Genomic DNA, 18,709 nt, shown 5'->3' on the forward strand with positions numbered 1-18,709 from the left:
TCTAAACTATGAGAATCTTCAAATTTGGCGGCGCTTCGGTCAAAGATGCGGCCGGCGTGCGCAATGTGTACAGCGTATTGCAACAAACGGGATATGACGATGTATTGCTTGTGGTTTCGGCCATGGGCAAGACGACCAATGCGCTCGAAGTCGTAATCAAGGATTATTTCGGAAAATCGCCCGCGCTCAAATCCTCGGCACAGGAAGTGCGCAAATACCACAACCAGATTTTGCTCGATTTGTTCGAGGATGAAAAACATGCGGTTTTTGCGGCGGTCAACCAATTGTTTGCCGACCTTGATTTTTTCCTCGCGCAGAACAAATCACCCAATTACAATTTCGTGTACGACCAGGTCGTGAGCATGGGCGAATTGATTTCGACGACGATTCTCGCGCATTTTATGAACCATCAAGGCATCAAAACCAATTGGATCGACGTGCGCAATTTCATCAAGACCGACAATACGTACCGCGACGCCAATGTCGATTGGGATTTGACGCAGAAGAACATTTCAAAAAATGTCAAAAAGAAAGTACTCAATATTACACAAGGATTTTTGGGCTCGGACGAGAACAATTTTACGACGACCTTGGGCCGCGAAGGCTCCGATTATACGGCGGCGATTTTTGCGTATTGTCTTGGCGCCGAAAGCGTGACGATCTGGAAAGATGTGCCGGGCGTGATGAATGCCGATCCGCGGTATTTTGAAAATGCGCGTTTGCTCAACCAGATTTCCTACCGCGAGGCCATCGAATTGGCGTTTTACGGCGCGACGGTGATTCACCCGAAAACCTTGCAGCCCTTGCAGCGCAAGGAAATTCCACTCTATGTCAAATCGTTCCTGAATCCGGAATTGCCTGGGACGGCCGTTTCGAAAGGCAAGGATCTCGAACCGCATTTGCCGTGTTTCATCGTCAAGAAAGAGCAGCTTTTGGTGTCGTTGTCATCGATCGATTTTTCGTTCATCATGGAGGAAAACATCAGCGAGATTTTTGCGCTGTTGCACCAGTACAAAATGAAGGTACATTTGATCCAGAATTCGGCGATCAGTTTTTCGGTTTGCGTGGACGACAAGTTTGGCAATTTCAACGAACTCAAGAATGTGCTTTCGAAAAAATTCAAGGTGTCGTACAATGAGAATGTTTCGCTGTATACGATCCGCCATTTCGACGAAAAAGCCACCAAAATGGTCGAGCAGGACAAAATGGTTTTGCTCAAACAAGTCAGCCGGGAAACGATGCAAATCGTCACCAAAGAGGCACAATAAAAATAACAGTTGGTCGATTGTAAATCAAAAACATAGACCCAAAAAATACAAGCAAAACCAAAGTCAAAACGGTTTTGCTTTTTTCTTTGATTTATTTGCCGAAAGTTGAAGCTTTTAACAAACTTTTTTACTATTATTGCAACCTAATACAACAATCTATTCAAACTATTAAACACCTAAACATTATGAGAAAAATTACTTTGGCTCTCGCGCTGCTCTTCGCGGGACTACAGGCTGAAGCTCAAGTACTCCTTTCGGAGACTTTTGACACGGCCCTGAATTGGACGGTTACTCACGTCACAGGAGGTTCGGCCAGTGTAGGCTGGACGAGAGTTACAAGCGGAACAAACCCGAGCTGCACCCCTGCACAAGGTGCCGGTATGGCGCAATTCGACGCTTATAACATTGCCGTAGGAAACAACTACAGCTTGGTATCACCTGCCATTGCTTTCAGCGGCGCTTCATACAGGGTAAAATTTAAAATGTTCCGCGATGGTGGCTATCCAACCGATGGCGACAGAATTCGCGTCATGTACAACGCCAACCCTAACACCACTGGCGCGCAATTGCTCGGAACCGTAAACCGTTCGATTGCATTGTCTCCAGCCGTTGCAGAAGGCGGATGGTACACTTACTCATTCGATCTTCCGGCCAACCTGAACGGAAACGGGCATGTCATTTTCTTGGCTACATCGGCCTATGGAAACCGTATTTTTATCGACGATGTCACTGTGAGCCAAATCCAAGAGAACGATGCCGAAATGAGCAGCGTGGTGATGAGCGATATCTTCGCTACCACTGGAAGCACTGCCATTACCGGACAATTCAAAAACATGGGCGCCAATGCGTTGACTTCGGTAGATTTGAAATGGCAGGTAAACGATGGAACCATCCACACCCAAAACCTGACCGGACTCAATGTGACTCCAGGAGCCAGCTATACTTACAACCATACCGATGTTTGGAATGATACACCGGGCGAAAACTACAATGTCAAAGTTTGGACAGAAAACCCTAACGGAACTACCGACAGCGACAATACGAACAACCAAGTGACCAAAATCGTTTCTGTGGCCAGCAACGCCGCTACGAGATATCCTTTGTACGAGAAGTTCTCAAGCGCCACTTGCGCGCCTTGTGCTTCTTTCAACGGTGGTTACTTCAACGGGTTTTTCGAAACCAACCACGACAACTTTGCCTTGATCAACTACCAAGTGAACTGGCCAGGCGCCGGAGACCCTTATTACACGACTGAAGTAGGCAACCGTGTTACTTATTACAGCGTAAATGCTGCCCCGACTTTGTTCATCGACTCTAAAGACGGCACCAACTTCAACACGAGTTTGTTGCAAGCTGACTTGAATGCCGCAATGGTGAGACCAGCTTTCTTTACCATGAATGCATCCCACATCCTCGAAGGAGACAACATCACTGTAAACGTAGACGTTACTCCTTACCTTTCAGGAACTTACACTTTGCGTGCTGCCGTAGTTGAGAAAGTAACTACTGGCAACATCGCGACCAACGGAGAAACTGAATTCCACAATGTGATGATGAAAATGGTTCCAAACGCAGCAGGAACTACCATCAACTGCGTACGCGATGTCCAACAAAGCGTACAGGTTTCGGCTTCTTTGGACGGAACAAACGTAGAAGAAATGGAAGATTTGGCCGTGGTGGTATTCATCCAAAGCGCTGGCAAATCGATCATGCAATCGACTTATGCAGTCGAGGCTTTGGGCAACAAACATTTTGACGCCCAATCGGCCATCAAAATGTATCCAAACCCAACTACTGGTATCGTCAGAATCAGCTCTGCCACACCAGTTGATGTAACGGTTTCTGACTTGACCGGTAAAGTAATCTTTACCCAAAATCAAGTAACCAGCGAAACAGCTATCGATCTTTCGGCTTTCCAAACAGGAATCTATTTGGCCAAAATGAGCAACGGAACTTCGGAGCAAACCCAAAAAATAATCTTGAAATAATACAACCTACTTCAGGGAATCACATTGGTTCCCTGAACTTTTATAATGAAAATGACCATGAAAAAAGTACTACTGTTTTTAGGAATGTTAGCGGTATCTGCCACACAAGCGCAGATGAGCATCACCAAATCTGATGGAACCCCAGTGAGCAACGGACAAGTATTCTCGTTCAACTCGCTTGAATATGAGGATGCCTATTTCGGGTTCCTCGTGCACAACAACTCTGCACAAACCATCACAGCCCGTATCGAATGTGTTGATGTAATCAACGGAACCGGTGCAGGGATGGAACTTTGTTTTGGCGACGTTTGCTTGGCTTCTGTAAGCCCTGGACATGCTTATCCAAGCACTGCCGTAGCGATCGCGCCGGGCGGAACCAACTCTCAGTTCGACCACTTCCTCAACACCACGCCAAACAACGGCGGCATCACCGATTACGTCTTCAAATTCTACATGGAAGATGCGATGGGCGATCCGGTGGGGAACAATGTCACGGTGATCTACCGTTACGATCCAAATGGTCTTTCTACGACCGCATTCAACACAACATCAACTGGTGCTGTGGTGAAATCAAGTGTAGTGGAAAACAACCTCGAGATCAAGGCTTCTAAAAATGTACAGATGGAATTGTTCGACGTCAACGGAAAATCGGTCAACAGACAAAACCTCGTTGCCGGCGACCATAACATCGACGTTTCCCATTTAAGTGCTGGAATTTACATCCTGAGTTTCAATACCGATAGCAATCAAAAATCGTCTGTGAAAATCATCAAGAAATAACAGACTTATGCAATCTAGAAAAGGCCCGTTTTTGTGAACGGGCCTTTTTTTATTTTCTCATGTTCCTTTTCTCCTGTTCCAGAAAACAAAAACAGCCGTGGTTAAAACCCAGGTGAGCGCAAAATCCATAATCAAATAGTCGGCCCTCCAACCGCAATTCGGAAAGTCGTTGCCACTGGCCCAAAATTGAAAATAGTACCGGAATGGAAACCCGATATTGGCCGTCGGTTTGCCTGAAGTACCCACCCGCGAAAGCAAAGAAACCATTACGGACAGGTACGAGACCACACAAAAGACAACCATCGAATAGACGGTCCACACAAGCATTCTTTTCTGGACAACGGGTTTCATGGTGCGGTTACAATTTTAAGGGCAATCAGTAATCGAATTGATCCAATCGCCCACCAACGCAATTGCTTCCTGATGCGGGATCGAACGTCCCAGCATTGGCATGCGGTAGAAGAAATCATCGGTCGTGATGCGGTAATAGACCATCGATTCGGTTACATCTCCAGGCGCGACCAATCGGCCCTCGAAGCCCGGGACATAATGATTCGGCTCGACACAAACCCCCATATTGGTCAGGTTCTCGGTCAAGCCAAAAGGAAAACGCAAGGCATAAAACGATGCCTGACCGCCATCACTATGGCAATGGGCACAATTGCTGTCGAAATAAGAACGCACGCGCAAATTAAGCGGTTTGGTGACATCGTTGAAATCGACAGTCGTCACAATATTGGCCGGAAGATTGTCGGTGAGATATCCCAATTCAATGAGTTTTTGGAGTTGGTTTTTCGGGCCATTCGCGTAATTGTAATTCACATTGAGGTTTTGCGGCTTGATGCCAATCGGAAAAGCGGTCTCGTTGATTTTATGGCAAATCAGGCACTCGTCCTGTGACGGAATGCGGTAATCGGCGGTTTTGGTTTCGTTGTTCGTATGCGTCCACGTAATCGAAACATTACTCCCGCCTGCCGCCAAATAATAGGCTTCGGTTTGTGCATCGTTCCAAACATAGGTCGCAAAAATCCAACCGCTCGCCTTCTTGATCATCACGCGGGTCTCGATCAGTTTGGTGGTATTCGACGGCTGTACATGGTTGTAATAAAATGTCTTGACAAGCGCAGCACCGACGGGCATCTGCAATACTTTCCCATCGCCGTCATAGCTCGCCTTTGTTCCTTTGGGCAGCCAAATGAAACGCTTCTTTTCGGCATAATCGGTAAACAATTGGCTTGCCGGTGCATAAGGAATCAATCCATAGGCTGGCTTTTGGTTTTTCATTTCGCCTTCGAAAAACTGGTATTCCGAGAGTTTTTCATAAGGAACAGAAGCGAGGTCGACCACCACCGGCGACTCCAAAGCCGGAACAACCGGAACATATTCTTCGCCATCATCAGACGAACAAGCCACCATCGAAACGGCGATGAATGCCAATGCCAATTGGCGCAACCTGAGCTTATAATTCATTGTGCAGATTTAAGTTGTCTACAAAAATAACAATTCAAATGGATTATGGATTTGGGAAACAAATTTTAACGATAGCGACCATTTTGCAATCGAAACATTCTCATCAGAATACACTACTTTTGATGTCTTGGCGTTATATTCCTTATGTTGAAAAAACTACTTTTTTGGATCTCGATCGTTTGCTTTTCGGGCCTTCAGGCACAGGAAATCAAGACCCCGTACCAATCCAAAAAAATCATCGCGACACGTGATACGATCCGCATCGATTCGGTGAGCGTCAATCCCACTTTTTTCAAATTGCTTGGTGCCAATGCGCAACCCATCGATACCTCCTTTTACAAAATGGATTTCCAGAAAGGCCGCTTGATTTTCCGTGAAAATTATCCGTTGACCAACGATACGCTCACGGTGCGATTCCTCAAGTTTCCCGAATACCTGACCAAGCAGTACAGCATCTACGACGACAGCCGTGTGGTTTCTAATTCGGGCATGCGCAATTTGTACAAGGTCACCAACGATCCCGTCAAGCGGTTTACGCCTTTTGAAGGGCTCAATACTTCGGGCAGCATCACGCGTGGAATTACGATCGGCAACAATCAAAATGCGGTTGTCAACTCGAATCTCGATTTACAGATTACGGGAAAAATCTCCGACAAGGTCAGCCTGCGCGCCTCGATCCAGGACAGCAACATTCCGCTCCAGGATGGCGGTTATTCGCAGAAATTGGATGAATTCGACCAGATTTTCATCGAACTCTTTAGCGATAAATGGAGCATCCGCGCCGGCGATTTGTTTCTCGAAAACCGCAAGTCGCGTTTCCTCAATTTCAACAAGAAAGTCCAAGGATTGGCTACGAGTTTCAATTTTGGAAAAGAAGGCAACAAAACCAATGTGTTCGCGTCTGCCGCTTTGGTCCGCGGACAGTACGCCAAAAGTACGTTTGTCGGACAGGAGGGCAATCAGGGACCGTATAAATTGCGCGGGGCCAACGGCGAATTGTTCATCCTCGTGATTTCGGGTTCCGAACGCGTCTATGTCAACGGGATTTTGCTCAAACGCGGCGAAAACAACGATTACATCATCGATTACAACGCGGGCGAAATCATTTTTACCTCTTTGTTCCCGATCACTTCCGAAATGCGTATCAATGTCGAATACCAGTTTTCCGATAGAAATTACACCCGATTTGTGACCTATTTCGGCGCGACGCACGAACGCAGCGATTGGAGCATCGGCACCTACGTCTATTCCGAAAACGACGTCAAGAACCAACCGTTGCAGCAAAATCTTTCACCCGAACAGGCCCAAATCCTCAAGGCGGCCGGTGACGATCCCGATTTAATGACCGCACCATCGGCCTATATCGATTCGTTTTCCGAAAACAAGATCCTGTACCGAAAGGTATTGCTCGGAACGACCGAAGTCTTCGAATATTCGACCAATCCCACCGAGGTGCTCTACAATGTGCGCTTTACTTTGGTCGGCAACAACCAGGGCGATTACATTTTGTCGAATGCTTCCTCGGTGGGCCGTGTCTTTGAATATGTGCCGCCCGTTGATGGAATCAAACAAGGCAATTACGACCCGATCACGCGGCTCATTCCGCCGACAAAAATCCAGATTGCGACCCTGATGGGCAAGTACAATCCGTCCGAGAAAACGGCAGTCGATTTTGAGATGGGCATCAGCAACAACGACCTCAACCTGTTTTCTTCGATGGGCGATGGCGACAACCAAGGTTTGGCCGGAAAAATCAACGCCAAACAACGGCTTTTTTCCGGGAAGTGGCAGGTGGATGGTTTTGCGAATTATCAATTCATCCAAAAGGAATTTCGTACAATCGAGCGGCTGTTCAACATCGAGTTCGACCGCGACTGGAACCTGACGGCAATCTCGAATGCGAACCAGAGTTTGTTGGTCTCAGGTATCGATTTGAAACTGCCCGAAAAAGGAAAATTCACGTATCAATTCGAGAACCTTGATTTTTCAAAGAGCTTTTCGGGAAACCGCCACATCGCCGATGCCTTGTTCAAGTTCAACCGATGGACGTTGCGTGAAAACGGCAGTTTTATGAAAAGCGACGGCACGACGGCGACTTCGAAATTTGTCCGCAACCAAACCCAGGCCCGTTACCATTTCGGCAAAAATTGGGTCGGCGGTTCTTTCCGTATGGAAGACAATCAGGAAAGGATTAAGCTCACGAATTCGCTTTCGACCATCAGCCAACGGTTTCATGAATACGGCGCTTTTGTGGGGCGTGGCGACAGCACCAAGGTGTATGTCGAATTGGGTTATCTGAACCGGGTCAACGACAGCTTGCAGGACGGTTTGCTCAGACGCGTCAACGTATCGAATTCGTATTACGCCAAATCGAAGCTGATCCAGACCGACAAGACCGATTTGTCGGTGTTCGTCAATTACCGCAACCTCAATTTCACCGATCCGGCACGCGAGGACGAGCCTTCGCTGAACTCCAGGATTTTGTACAACGACCGTTATTTCGACCAATTGATCCAGCTCACGGCCGCTTATGAAAATTCATCGGGGACGATTGCACAACAGGAGTTTACGTATTTAGAAGTCGAGCCCGGACAAGGCGTCTACATGTGGATCGATTACAACGGCAACGGTGTCCAGGAATTGCAGGAATTTGAGGTTGCGCCGTTTCCCGACCAGGCGAAATATGTGCGTGTGTTTCTGCCCAATCAGGTTTTCATTAAAACCCACCAGAACAAATTCTCGACCTCGGTCACGCTCAATCCGTTGCAATGGCAGAACAAGGACGGTCTCCAGAAATTCCTGTCTTATTTTTACAACCAGACTTCGTTTCTGGTCGACCGCAAAATCAAGCGCGACGGCAGCAACTTTGACCTCAATCCGTTTGGTTCGCCCACCGATGAAGACTTGCTCGGACTCAGCACGGCGTTCCGCAACAGTCTGTTTTACAACCGCGGCAAACAGGACCATTCGGTCACTTACAATTATGTCGATAGCCATGCGCGGAACCTGCTTACGATTGGGTCGCAGCAAAGCGCGAGTCGTTCGCATCAATTGCAGTACGCGCATTTGTACCAGAAAAGCTGGCTGTTTACTTACCAGACTCAGGCCGTACGCACCGAAACCGAAGTCGAAAATTTCGAATCGCGCAATTACCGCATCGATGCCTATCAACTGGCGCCCAAGATTTCGTACCTGTTTTCCCAAAATGCGAGTTGGGATGTTTTCTATGAATTCCAGGACAAGAAAAACCAGATTGGGGTCGAGAATTTGAAACAGACACGCGTCGGGACTTCTTTTTCTTACGCGAGCCAAAAGAAACTGACGATGAACGGCGAATTCTCGCTGTACGAAAACAAATTTACCGGAAATGCCTTGCTACCCGCCGCCTTCCAGATGCTTCGAAGGATTGCAGCCCGGACAGAACCTGACCTGGCGTTTGCTGATCCAGAAAAATTTGACACAATACCTCGATGTCAATGTCAACTACCAAGGACGCAAAAGCGAAACAAGCGATACGGTTCATACGGGAAGCGTGCAATTGCGCGCTTATTTTTAAGCAACCGCGAATCGGATTCTTTTTATTGTTACCTTTAAGTGAGCCATTTACGGAAGTTCATCCTAAAATCAAACGTCATGAAGAAATTAGTATTATTATGCCTTGCGCTTGCTTTGTCATTTTCGACCTACGCCCAACAGACCAAAGCCGAAAAGGCTAAGAAAGAGGTCAAAAAGACGGCCAATAAAGTAACCGATAAAACTGAAAAAGCCGCCAAGAAAACAGGAAAGGCAATAGACAAGACTGCCGATAAAGTCGCCGATAAAACCAAAAAGGCCACCAAAGAGGCCAAGGCTGAAACAAAGAAAGCCGCCGCCAAAACAGAAAAAGCGGTAGCCAAAACCGAAACCAAGGCAAAAAAGACCACAACCAAAATCAAGGAAACCAACGAAAAAGCACCGCGCAAACCGGATAAAGTTACCGGAACCTACAACGGTAAAAAAGTATACACCGGTCCACGGGGCGGGCGCTATTACATCAACAAGAACGGGAACAAGACGTACATCCAGGACTGATCGGAATTATATAAACTATTTTCGACATTGTTGAAAAGGTCGCCCGTCACATCGGCTAATTTTGGAAGTATAGAACCTATAAATCTAAAGTTATGAAAAAGTTGATTTTACCAGCGTTGGCATTGTTGCTTTCGGCCACGGTGCACGCCCAGGAGACCAAAGTGGAAAAAGCCGCCGACAAAGCCGCGGCCAAAACCGAAGCGGCTGCCCAAAAAGCCGGAGACGCGATTGAAAAAACAGCCGTGAAAGCCGACCAGAAAGCGCGCGAAATCCACAAGAAAAAAGTAGCACAGAGCAAAGCGGTCAGGCAAGACGTCAATCGTACCGCAGCCAAGGTAGAAGACAAAGCAACCAAGGCAGCCGATCGATAGATAATCATTCCAAAAAAGTGCGGTATCATTTGCCGCACTTTTTTTACGCCTTCGGCAACAAGTTAAAAGTGGACAGAAAAAATCAAACGAACGGATAAAAAGTTATATTTGGTTTCCTTAATAGAAAACCTCATGAAAATACAATCTTTATTCGGCATACTTTTGATGGGCCTGTCCCTGACTTCCTGTAAAAAAGAACTCGAACCACAACCCAGCTCGGCTACTCCATCTGCCGATGTGGCACAGACACCGACCCAACCCAATGCCGCTCCCGCTCCTGGCCAACAACCCGTAGCGCAACAAGTGGCCGCCCCACAAATGACAACCCAGGTGACTCCGGGCCAACCGGTAAAAGTAGCAGCGGGCATGAATCCACCACATGGGCAGCCGGGTCACCGTTGCGACATTGCCGTGGGCGCCCCATTGAATTCGCCTCCGGGCAAAGCACCAGCCCAGCCGATGACCATCACACCTGGACAAACCACCCAAACCGGCACGAGGATTACGCCTGCCGGAACCGGTGCAGCGCCGGCCATCTTGGCTCCCAATGCCAATACCGCCGTGGCAGCGACAGCTCCAGGGATGAATCCGCCGCATGGACAACCGGGTCACCGTTGCGATATTGCCGTGGGTGCGCCATTGAATTCACCGCCAAAAACCGAGGAAAAGAAAGCCGAGCCAGCCAAGACGACTGAATCGCAGTTTACCGTCAGCGATCCGGCCACCGAAAAGAAGGCAGAATAATCACTTACAATTCTCGAGACACAATACATCGGCGCCGATCTTGGGATCGTATTGGCGCACGAAGGTTTTGTCGTGGACGAGAATCATAATTTCTACCGAACCCGTGCCGACCGTCGCAAACAACATGTGCCCGCCGTGTGCGGTAAAATCACGGCCTGTAACGACGCCATGCGCGTGGATCGAATATTTTCCTAGTTTCTGAGCAATGGTGCCGTTTAAGCTCGCGATTTCGACTTTCTTGAATTCCTGCCGCTCGAACTGTTTGGTTTGGGAATTAAAGAAGCCGAAAGTGACACTCGAAGCGAAACCCATTCCGGTCAAATTGGCCGATGGGATGTTTTCGGTGATGGCAAATTTTTCGAGTTCCTTGAATAGGTCGTCGCCTTGTTTGAGCACCATCAAATAGCCTTTGGGGACTTTGGTGTAGCGCTTGGTTTCGGGTGTTTGTGCGTGTGCGGAAATTGCAAACAGTATCAACAAAAGGAATAATTTTTTCATAACCGGTAGATTTCTCTCTAAGTTACGATTTGATTGATTTTTTGCGTGTTAAAAAATGGCAATTTTTGAGAAACATCTCTAGTATTGGGCACGTTAGCGATTACTTCACTGAGTCGATATTCTTTAGAGGTGTTCAGTGAATGCTACGCATTTGCAGTGGAAATCCTTTTTATAGCGTTATAATTTATGAGATTTCTCCCTGCGGTCGAAATGACATACCAAAATACGATAAAAAGATTGCAACAGAAAGCGCGACCCGAACGGACACGAGGCCGCAAGCCGACTGCCCGAAGGGAACGCCCTAAAAACAAAAAATCCCGAACCGAAGTCCAGGATTTGTGGAGAAGATGGGGCTCGAACCCAAATTTTATATATCTATATGGTTTGATTTGGCTTTAAAACCCTTACAAATAAAGGATTTTATATTTTATCTCGTCATCAAAAATCACAAAAAAAGCATTTTTGTTTTAGCATTGTTTTAGCAAGGTTTCTTATATTTGCTGTAAACACTGAACATTTATGGCGACTTTAAAGATTATCCTTTACAAATATCGCGCAAAAAAAGATGGCACTTTCCCGCTTGCGCTAAGAATTACCAAAGACAGGAAACCGTCTTATATCTTCCTCGAATATGCCATCAAAGAAGAAGATTGGAATGAAGAAAAAGAAGCCGTCAGGTCTTCGCATCCAAATTCAAAGCAACTAAATAATTTTCTCCTCCAAAAAAAAGCCGAAGCGAACGATAGGATCATTGAAACGGAAACACAGCAAAATCAGGTTTCGGTTTCCGCTATCAGACAAAAAATCAAGCCGAAAGCAACGGCAACATTTTTTGCGCAAGCGCAACATTACTTGGGAACCAACAGGGCGGCGGGAAGCTATAACGCCTATTTCGCCAATACGTCGCGCCTCAAAGTTTTTAAAGAATTTCTTGGCGATAAAGATGTCGCTTTCTCTGATATTACAATATCACTTCTTGAAAGATATAAAGGTTACCTATCAGGCATCAGGAAAAACAGCGAAAGAACAATCGCAAATCACCTCATGCTCATTCGGGCTATTTATAGTCAAGCTATCAAAGAAAACGTCATTGATGCCAAATTTTACCCGTTCGGAGCCGACAAGGTTTCGATCAAAAGACTATCATCAGCCAAAATCGGACTTGATCTTGACGATATAGCCAAGCTGGAAGCGGTAGCCTTAGACAACTCTGCCCATGACCTCGCGCGCAATTTATGGCTTACCTCCTATTATTTCGCCGGAATGCGTATATCCGATGTTTTACGCCTCCGGTGGGCAGATATTAAAAGCGGCAGGCTGTATTATACAATGGGCAAGAACAATAAGCCTGGCTCTATCGTCGTCCATGAAAAGGCCAGATTGATTTTGGACAAATACGAAGCGCAGAAAAAATCAGATGATGACCTTGTATTCCCCAATTTAACAGGCGTGAAAGATTTCAAAGACAAATTTGAAGTCAAAAAGAAAATCGCCTATCATGTTAACCGGACAAACAAAGTCCTGAAAGATATAGTTGCTCCGGCTGCGGAAATTAACGGAAAGATCACGACACATATTGCCCGCCATAGTTTTGCGACAATTGCCGCCGATAAAATCCCTGTACAGATGTTGCAAAAATTATATCGCCATAGTGATTTGAGAACTACTGTTGGATATCAAAACAATTTCATTCATAAAGATGCGGATGACGCCCTTATGTTTGTGATTGGATAAGTTTAATTTTCCAAACACATCTTTAAAATAACCTTATGAAACGCAGATATGATAAATATTCTCAATTAGACTTGTGATTATATTTAAAAATGAAAGTTTATTCTCAAAATGAATAATTTGAAACTAAATTTCATCGATTAAATTCGCGTTTTAACGAATATTTTTCAAAGAGAACTTTTTCTTTGTATATTTATTTGAAATACCACCGATACCCTTGATTTACTGTGCTTTACGGCATAGAAAAATTTGGGCTATCGGTTTTTTGTTCGACATATTTTCACAACTTAATAAATATTTACAATGAAAAGACTGTCCACATCCGCAAAAATCAAATTTCTTCAAAATTATATCAAGGAGTGGCACAAAGAGTGGCACAAAAAGCATCCTGAAAATATTGTGGGATTTACAATAGCGAGGAAAAAAACTGGTGAAATTGAAAGAAGAAATTATTCAATTGTTTTTCACGTAAGAGAAAAGCAGGATAATAGTCAATTATCTGTAAATGCACAAATTCCTCCACATTTCAAAATTGAATTTCCCGATGGGAAAAAGAGGGTCATAAAAACAGATGTAGTAATGACAGGCGATTTTGAATTGCAATACGGTATTGCGAGCCAAGTAGATAGTAGATTTAGTAACTTATATGGTTCCGCAGGATTATTTGTAACGGATAATGAAGGCCGAGTTTTTATGATAACCAACTATCATGTTGTTGCAGAAGATATGATTCGAAATGGTGATTACTATTACAGACGCCCTGACGATCAACGTCAAAGCAATGTTCGTATTAGAACGAATTCAACGACGCATTTAGATGGACGATTTGAAGAAGGTATCATTTCACATGAAGTTGATGTTGCCTTCGTAGAGTTGCCCGTGCGGCCTAATGGATCAATGAATGCTTTACCCGGTGGTAATCGTGTAAGAGGGAAAGTTACCGCAAGACCATATCCACCAGCTTTTAAAGATAAGCCATTGATAGTCTATTCCTTCCACAATAAAAACGGGAGAAACGGATTCATTGCAGATAATTCGGCAGTTTTTTACACTAAAAACCCACATATCTATTTTGAGGATTTAATTCGGATTACGCCAAAAATTACTCAATCCGGCGATTCGGGGGGACTTGTTCTAACACCAAGATTTGCTGTTTTAGGCTTGGTTGTCGGAGGAGACGATCAAAGTAGCTTTGCTATCCCATTCTATAAAATCGAAGACTTTAAGCAATTATTTTTAATTTAAATATTATGATATGAGAACAAAATGGTTACTATTAAGCATTATTCTTTTAACATCTCTACATTCATTTTCACAATTTCAGATTGAGTATATTTCTATTGAAAATGAAATGGAGACTACCAGCATTTTTGTAAAGGGAAAAGATGTTCCGGTTCCAGAGGAAAATAAGGATTTAAAAAAAATCACAGTAAGATGTGCAAATTTGCTTGCGAATCATAAAGTAGAATTCACGGTAGGAGGTAAAACTGTGGAGCTAAAAACAGCAAATAAAACAGAATTAGATTTCGGCATCAATATTTTAGACAAAGAGATGGTTATTAAACATTTCGACGCAACATCAACTGAAATTCGCACTGATCTAATCAAATTTCGCTTTATATTGGAGAAAAAAGAGATTGATATACCACAAGGCGATAAAGGAAATTTGAGCGTGGAAGGTTCGATTGATTTCTATTTAGCACAGTACTATTCCCATCTTGAGATTACACCTTTTGGGTATATTAATCCCAAAGCTAAAGGTGCTGAAAAAAAAATAGTACATGTTTTTTTTGATTATCTCGGCAACAGCCTACTAGGCACGGTACCTTCCGGCATATCAAATGCTCAATACATGGTACATATAATTTACCCAATTACACTTTCTGAACCTAATAAGGTAAGTTATTCAATAAAGCAGAAAACGGGATCATTTAGTTCTGCATTGTTATTCAACAATACCAATATACGTTCGAACTTGGGTAGTCTTCAAGGTGGTGAAAAGTTTGACAAAGTAATTGAAAGGAAATTTTTACTTGCCACATCGACCGACGATATAACATTTGATATCGTCGCTGTTACAAAAGATGATAAGATAGAGAAAACTGTTTTAAATACTTATGATATAAAAATGAGTCCCACCTATCATGGCTCTTTTGATGTTGGTCTTGTTAAAACAGAACTCTCGAATCCGACTTATAACCTTGTGCAACTTCCAGGTTCAACAGATCAAGTCGTTAAGGCAACTGATGAAAGTCCAAAAGGTGTAGTAACTGTGATGGCTTCATTTTATGTGTCACCAATCATTTTGCTCGAAAGTCTTTTTGATAAAGACAAGATACCATTTTATAAACTTACAGGTAGAAATTTTTTGGATGACCATAAAATTTATGAAAGATTTTATCCAACAATTGGAGTTGGGGTTAGCGATAAATCCTTTGAAAATATTTTCTACGGTATTAATTGGGAGTTAGCAAGAGGGCTTAGTATTTTTGGTGGATGGCACTACGGTAAGGTAAATACGTTCGAAATGCCAAATTTTGTAGCTGGAGTGACGCCCGTTACGAGCGAACAGTTTGCGTTTTATCAAAATAATAGATGGAAAACTTCAACGGCATTTGGAGTTAAACTGGATATTATGATTGTACGCAATCTATTTTCTGCCACTTCAACCCCTTAATTTATGTTTTAACTGGTAGTGCTAATTAAAATTAATATAAGTCTTATCACACATGCTGCTCGTCAAAATTTTAGTTGTCCTTTTTTTAAAAGGATTCCTATTCACATTTTAAAATTTTATGGAAGTCATCTGCTTGCAAGAAGCGGCCTTTTACGCGCTTGTTGAGGAGGTCTATGCACGTCTCAAAAAAGAAAACGGTTTAAAGGAAGATAAATGGGTTTCCGACGAGGAAGCCATGCGTCTTCTTAATATCAAGTCCAAAACGACGCTGCAAAACCTTCGCGACGAGGGAAAGATACGTTATTCACAGCCGCAAAAGAAACTCATTTCGTATGATCGGGATAGCATTAATGACTATCTCGAAAAACATGCGCGCAACACTTTTTGACCATGCCGGAACAAGACAGAGAAACATCGGAATACATCAAGGGCTTCAATGAGGGCTATCTGATAACGCAGCATCTACCTGACCTAGCCGACAGACTGGCGACAATCGAAACTGATGTGCCGCGTGTCGGCGGCTTCAAGGATGGTCGAAAGCAATATGCGCTCGATCAGGTAAGAAACAATCGCGCGAAGTGGGCAGCAAAGGAAACGCCGAGCAAAGCAGAAAAATCCCAAGAAAGGGATTTTGACAGAGAATAAAAATTACATGGAGGCATTCGATCTGGACACAACTCTTATCAATTTCAGCGGGAATCAGTCGGCACATAGCCGCTGGACGTTACGAAATGCCGTAGAAGGTGTTCAAATATTTGGTGGCATAGGCTCAGGCAAGACTTCCGGCTCCGGTCGGATGCTTGCTGTTAAATATCTCTCCGCCGGATTCGGCGGCCTTGTCCTCACGGTAAAGCCCGACGAGAAAGAACTTTGGGAGAAATATTGCAGACTTGCCGGACGCGAACAGGACTTGATGATTATCGAACCCGGATGCCCGCACTATTTCAATTTCCTCGACTATGAAAGCAGGGGCGACGGCATGACGGAAAATATTGTAGAGGTTCTTAAAACCGTCATACGTGCATCGGATGAGAAGGGCGGCGGCAAGGGCGACGATCCTTTTTGGGAAAATGCGCTCGACATGCTGATTTTTAATGTGATTGACCTTTGCAAACTGGCCTACGGCAAAGTATCAGTGCGGCGCATGTATGACATCGTGCAATCCATACCAAAGCCGGACAACGTTAGTGATGAACAAGTATCGGCTTATGAGCATGCTTTTGAAGAGGCAAAGAAGAATGTCTTAAAGCAGGTCGATGAATGGGAAAACGGACTGTCAGTGGAAAACTTGCAGCGCCTTACTTCCGAACGAGAACATGACGAGGCTACTTGTGAGGCAATATCCGATGCCCGAACGCTCAAACTTGTCGATGAATTCTTTGGCGAGACATATTTCAATCTAAGCGAAAAAACGCGCTCGATCATCGATTTTTCTTTTTCAGGGTTTCTCTATCGGCTTTTGCGCGATCCCGTTTATACGCTCTTTTGCAGCCGTGCATCGACATTCACGCCAGAGGTCTGCCTTGACGGGAAGATTATCTTGATAAATCTGCCCGTAAAGCTGCATCAAAAGATAGGCCGCGACAGCCAGATCATGTTTAAATATATCTGGCAGCGGGCAATGGAAAGGCGCGACATCAAGGTCAATGAACGTCCACTTTTTCTTTGGGCGGACGAGGCGCAAAATTTCCTCCATGAGCATGACGCGGATTATCAGGCGACGGCACGCAGCAGCCGGATCGCAACGGTTTATATCTCGCAGAACCTGCCGAATTATCACGCCAATATGGGCGGCGCAAAGTCCAAATTCAAGGTGGAAAGCTTTCTCGGCACATTGGCGACAAAGATTTTCCACGCCAATGCCGATGTGGAAACCAATCGCTACGCTTCCGAATTGATTGGTGATGAATATTACGAAGAAACATCACGGTCGGCGACGGCAGCAGGCAACTTCTCCTCTTCCCGCACGCGAAGCCTTAAAATCGACCGCGCAGTAAGACCAGAGGCGTTTGTGCGCCTAAAAACAGGCAGTCCAACCAATAACTTCAAGGTCGAAGCCTTTCTGCATATTCAAGGCGACGCATTCAAGGATAATCAGAATTTCTCTAAGGTCAGCTTTGACCAAAATTATAGTCCAACCAAAAACCAACAAACATGAAGAAAAATCTTTACTACCGCTCTGTCCACAAAAGAGAAAATATCATCCGGCAGCTTATTCTTTCAACTTTCGGCTATATATCATCATACGCACGGCTGCTCTTAGAAGTGTTCATCCGGCATAACTTTGGAGAGCGTTATTTCAGGCTATCATCCGCCATTACAGTCGCGGTAATTGTCGGCGCGTTACCCATCATTTTAATGCGCTTTGCCGCTAAATTGGCTGCTGTCGGCAATAAGGAAGAGGTTTTCGACATACAAAGCTTAGACACATATTCCCAACCACCTATGGTGGAATCCTCCGGCTCGCTGTGGACACATTATATCCTTTGGTATGTATTTCTAGTGGCATTCATAATACTGTCCTTAAAGCATCACAGGGATCAACAACGGAAGCCCGGCGTTTTTTATTTTAAACGCTTCAGCCTTAGCGACGGTACTTTGAACCCTTTCATGTATCGGTTGCCGTTCTTTAAAAAGTCAAAAAATTATCGCCTAACAGAATGTTTGCTTGAACCCGCAGTATTCTTCATAGCAGGCTGCGCTTTTCTTCTTATCGGGCAATATCTGGGATGGCTTCTGGTTATTTGCAGCATGGCATACAGCACGAGCTATATTGCTGCATGGGATAGCGGAGATAATTTTATCATGGATAAAATCGACGAAATCATCTGTAACGAGGAACTTGAAAACTCCTTCATCAACGGCGCAACCGAAGAAGAAACACGCGGTTTTCGCTTCCGGGGTCGTCGCCCGGACTCGAAGGAATACCTCCAAAAGATTATGCCTCTGATGATGGAAAATGAAGAAACGCTCGTCGCTGAATAGTCTCAAGCTCTGCTTAGACGAGATGTCTGATACTAATTTTACTTAAATGAGGGGTGGGCGGTTTGTGTCGGGGGCTGTGCTTAGGACAGCTTTCGGGCAATGGCGACCTTTCTTTGTCATTAACGG

Annotated in this window: 16 protein-coding genes and 1 pseudogene; 14 read left to right on the forward strand and 3 right to left on the reverse strand. The window is 44.8% G+C overall.

The window, feature by feature from the left end; all coding sequences use genetic code 11:
• Positions 1-8: 8 nt before the first annotated feature.
• From QM717_RS02790 to QM717_RS02800, 3 genes are all read left to right on the forward strand, one after another.
• Positions 9-1,268 (forward strand): aspartate kinase, encoded by a 1,260-nt coding sequence (locus QM717_RS02790; RefSeq protein ID WP_415034608.1) that lies wholly within the window; start codon positions 9-11, stop codon positions 1,266-1,268.
• Positions 1,269-1,453: 185 nt separating this feature from the next.
• On the forward strand, positions 1,454-3,256 hold the full coding sequence (locus QM717_RS02795; protein ID WP_415034610.1) for a T9SS type A sorting domain-containing protein: 1,803 nt from the start codon (positions 1,454-1,456) through the stop codon (positions 3,254-3,256).
• Positions 3,257-3,313: 57 nt separating this feature from the next.
• Positions 3,314-4,036: a T9SS type A sorting domain-containing protein gene (locus tag QM717_RS02800; protein WP_415034612.1), complete on the forward strand. Its 723-nt coding sequence runs from the start codon at positions 3,314-3,316 to the stop codon at positions 4,034-4,036.
• Positions 4,037-4,093: 57 nt separating this feature from the next.
• Here QM717_RS02800 and QM717_RS02805 read toward each other — a convergent pair whose 3' ends face one another.
• Positions 4,094-4,387, reverse strand: a complete 294-nt coding sequence (locus QM717_RS02805) for a hypothetical protein (protein ID WP_415034614.1) — start codon at positions 4,385-4,387, stop codon at positions 4,094-4,096.
• A gap of 15 nt (positions 4,388-4,402) precedes the next feature.
• On the reverse strand, positions 4,403-5,506 hold the full coding sequence (locus tag QM717_RS02810; protein WP_415034616.1) for a hypothetical protein: 1,104 nt from the start codon (positions 5,504-5,506) through the stop codon (positions 4,403-4,405).
• A gap of 144 nt (positions 5,507-5,650) precedes the next feature.
• Between QM717_RS02810 and QM717_RS02815 the strand changes: the two are divergent.
• From QM717_RS02815 to QM717_RS02830, 4 genes and pseudogenes are all read left to right on the forward strand, one after another.
• Positions 5,651-9,062: pseudogene (locus QM717_RS02815) on the forward strand (hypothetical protein).
• Positions 9,063-9,139: 77 nt separating this feature from the next.
• Complete coding sequence (locus tag QM717_RS02820) at positions 9,140-9,577, forward strand: hypothetical protein (protein WP_415034618.1); 438 nt, start codon at positions 9,140-9,142, stop codon at positions 9,575-9,577.
• A gap of 92 nt (positions 9,578-9,669) precedes the next feature.
• Entirely contained in the window at positions 9,670-9,948 is a 279-nt protein-coding gene (locus tag QM717_RS02825; RefSeq protein ID WP_415034620.1) for a hypothetical protein, read from the forward strand.
• Between the two features lie 132 nt (positions 9,949-10,080).
• Complete coding sequence (locus tag QM717_RS02830) at positions 10,081-10,692, forward strand: hypothetical protein (RefSeq protein WP_415034622.1); 612 nt, start codon at positions 10,081-10,083, stop codon at positions 10,690-10,692.
• Here QM717_RS02830 and QM717_RS02835 read toward each other — a convergent pair whose 3' ends face one another.
• Positions 10,693-11,190 carry a PPC domain-containing DNA-binding protein gene (locus tag QM717_RS02835; RefSeq protein ID WP_415034624.1) on the reverse strand — a complete coding sequence of 166 codons (498 nt, stop codon included), beginning with the start codon at positions 11,188-11,190 and terminating at the stop codon, positions 10,693-10,695. It lies immediately after the preceding gene.
• A gap of 519 nt (positions 11,191-11,709) precedes the next feature.
• On the opposite strand from QM717_RS02835, the gene QM717_RS02840 reads away from it, so the two are divergent.
• The 7 genes from QM717_RS02840 to QM717_RS02870 all read left to right on the forward strand — a co-directional run bounded on the left by QM717_RS02840 (position 11,710) and on the right by QM717_RS02870 (position 18,583).
• Positions 11,710-12,924: a tyrosine-type recombinase/integrase gene (locus tag QM717_RS02840; protein WP_415034626.1), complete on the forward strand. Its 1,215-nt coding sequence runs from the start codon at positions 11,710-11,712 to the stop codon at positions 12,922-12,924.
• A 300-nt stretch (positions 12,925-13,224) separates the two neighbouring features.
• Positions 13,225-14,166 (forward strand): hypothetical protein, encoded by a 942-nt coding sequence (locus QM717_RS02845; RefSeq protein ID WP_415034628.1) that lies wholly within the window; start codon positions 13,225-13,227, stop codon positions 14,164-14,166.
• Positions 14,167-14,176: 10 nt separating this feature from the next.
• Positions 14,177-15,598 carry a hypothetical protein gene (locus QM717_RS02850; RefSeq protein WP_415034630.1) on the forward strand — a complete coding sequence of 474 codons (1,422 nt, stop codon included), beginning with the start codon at positions 14,177-14,179 and terminating at the stop codon, positions 15,596-15,598.
• Between the two features lie 118 nt (positions 15,599-15,716).
• The gene (locus tag QM717_RS02855) at positions 15,717-15,986 is read left to right on the forward strand and encodes a helix-turn-helix domain-containing protein (RefSeq protein ID WP_415034632.1); all 270 of its coding nucleotides are present in this window, start codon (positions 15,717-15,719) and stop codon (positions 15,984-15,986) included.
• A gap of 2 nt (positions 15,987-15,988) precedes the next feature.
• Positions 15,989-16,243 carry a hypothetical protein gene (locus QM717_RS02860; RefSeq protein ID WP_415034634.1) on the forward strand — a complete coding sequence of 85 codons (255 nt, stop codon included), beginning with the start codon at positions 15,989-15,991 and terminating at the stop codon, positions 16,241-16,243.
• A gap of 7 nt (positions 16,244-16,250) precedes the next feature.
• Complete coding sequence (locus QM717_RS02865; RefSeq protein WP_415034636.1) at positions 16,251-17,756, forward strand: type IV secretory system conjugative DNA transfer family protein; 1,506 nt, start codon at positions 16,251-16,253, stop codon at positions 17,754-17,756.
• Positions 17,753-18,583: a hypothetical protein gene (locus QM717_RS02870; protein ID WP_415034638.1), complete on the forward strand. Its 831-nt coding sequence runs from the start codon at positions 17,753-17,755 to the stop codon at positions 18,581-18,583. Before QM717_RS02865 ends, QM717_RS02870 begins: the two co-directional genes overlap by 4 nt.
• Positions 18,584-18,709: the final 126 nt, after the last annotated feature.

This window comes from Flavobacterium sp., assembly GCF_047602195.1.
Lineage (GTDB): Bacteria > Bacteroidota > Bacteroidia > Flavobacteriales > Flavobacteriaceae > Flavobacterium.

What these genes read in the sequence shown, in the direction of transcription:
- QM717_RS02790 (WP_415034608.1), top strand. Translation starts at nt 9, where the DNA reads ATGAGAATCTTCAAATTTGGCGGCGCTTCGGTCAAAGATGCGGCCGGC.
- QM717_RS02795 (WP_415034610.1), top strand. Translation starts at nt 1,454, where the DNA reads ATGAGAAAAATTACTTTGGCTCTCGCGCTGCTCTTCGCGGGACTACAG.
- QM717_RS02800 (WP_415034612.1), top strand. Translation starts at nt 3,314, where the DNA reads ATGAAAAAAGTACTACTGTTTTTAGGAATGTTAGCGGTATCTGCCACA.
- QM717_RS02805 (WP_415034614.1), bottom strand. Translation starts at nt 4,387, where the DNA reads ATGAAACCCGTTGTCCAGAAAAGAATGCTTGTGTGGACCGTCTATTCG.
- QM717_RS02810 (WP_415034616.1), bottom strand. Translation starts at nt 5,506, where the DNA reads ATGAATTATAAGCTCAGGTTGCGCCAATTGGCATTGGCATTCATCGCC.
- QM717_RS02820 (WP_415034618.1), top strand. Translation starts at nt 9,140, where the DNA reads ATGAAGAAATTAGTATTATTATGCCTTGCGCTTGCTTTGTCATTTTCG.
- QM717_RS02825 (WP_415034620.1), top strand. Translation starts at nt 9,670, where the DNA reads ATGAAAAAGTTGATTTTACCAGCGTTGGCATTGTTGCTTTCGGCCACG.
- QM717_RS02830 (WP_415034622.1), top strand. Translation starts at nt 10,081, where the DNA reads ATGAAAATACAATCTTTATTCGGCATACTTTTGATGGGCCTGTCCCTG.
- QM717_RS02835 (WP_415034624.1), bottom strand. Translation starts at nt 11,190, where the DNA reads ATGAAAAAATTATTCCTTTTGTTGATACTGTTTGCAATTTCCGCACAC.
- QM717_RS02840 (WP_415034626.1), top strand. Translation starts at nt 11,710, where the DNA reads ATGGCGACTTTAAAGATTATCCTTTACAAATATCGCGCAAAAAAAGAT.
- QM717_RS02845 (WP_415034628.1), top strand. Translation starts at nt 13,225, where the DNA reads ATGAAAAGACTGTCCACATCCGCAAAAATCAAATTTCTTCAAAATTAT.
- QM717_RS02850 (WP_415034630.1), top strand. Translation starts at nt 14,177, where the DNA reads ATGAGAACAAAATGGTTACTATTAAGCATTATTCTTTTAACATCTCTA.
- QM717_RS02855 (WP_415034632.1), top strand. Translation starts at nt 15,717, where the DNA reads ATGGAAGTCATCTGCTTGCAAGAAGCGGCCTTTTACGCGCTTGTTGAG.
- QM717_RS02860 (WP_415034634.1), top strand. Translation starts at nt 15,989, where the DNA reads ATGCCGGAACAAGACAGAGAAACATCGGAATACATCAAGGGCTTCAAT.
- QM717_RS02865 (WP_415034636.1), top strand. Translation starts at nt 16,251, where the DNA reads ATGGAGGCATTCGATCTGGACACAACTCTTATCAATTTCAGCGGGAAT.
- QM717_RS02870 (WP_415034638.1), top strand. Translation starts at nt 17,753, where the DNA reads ATGAAGAAAAATCTTTACTACCGCTCTGTCCACAAAAGAGAAAATATC.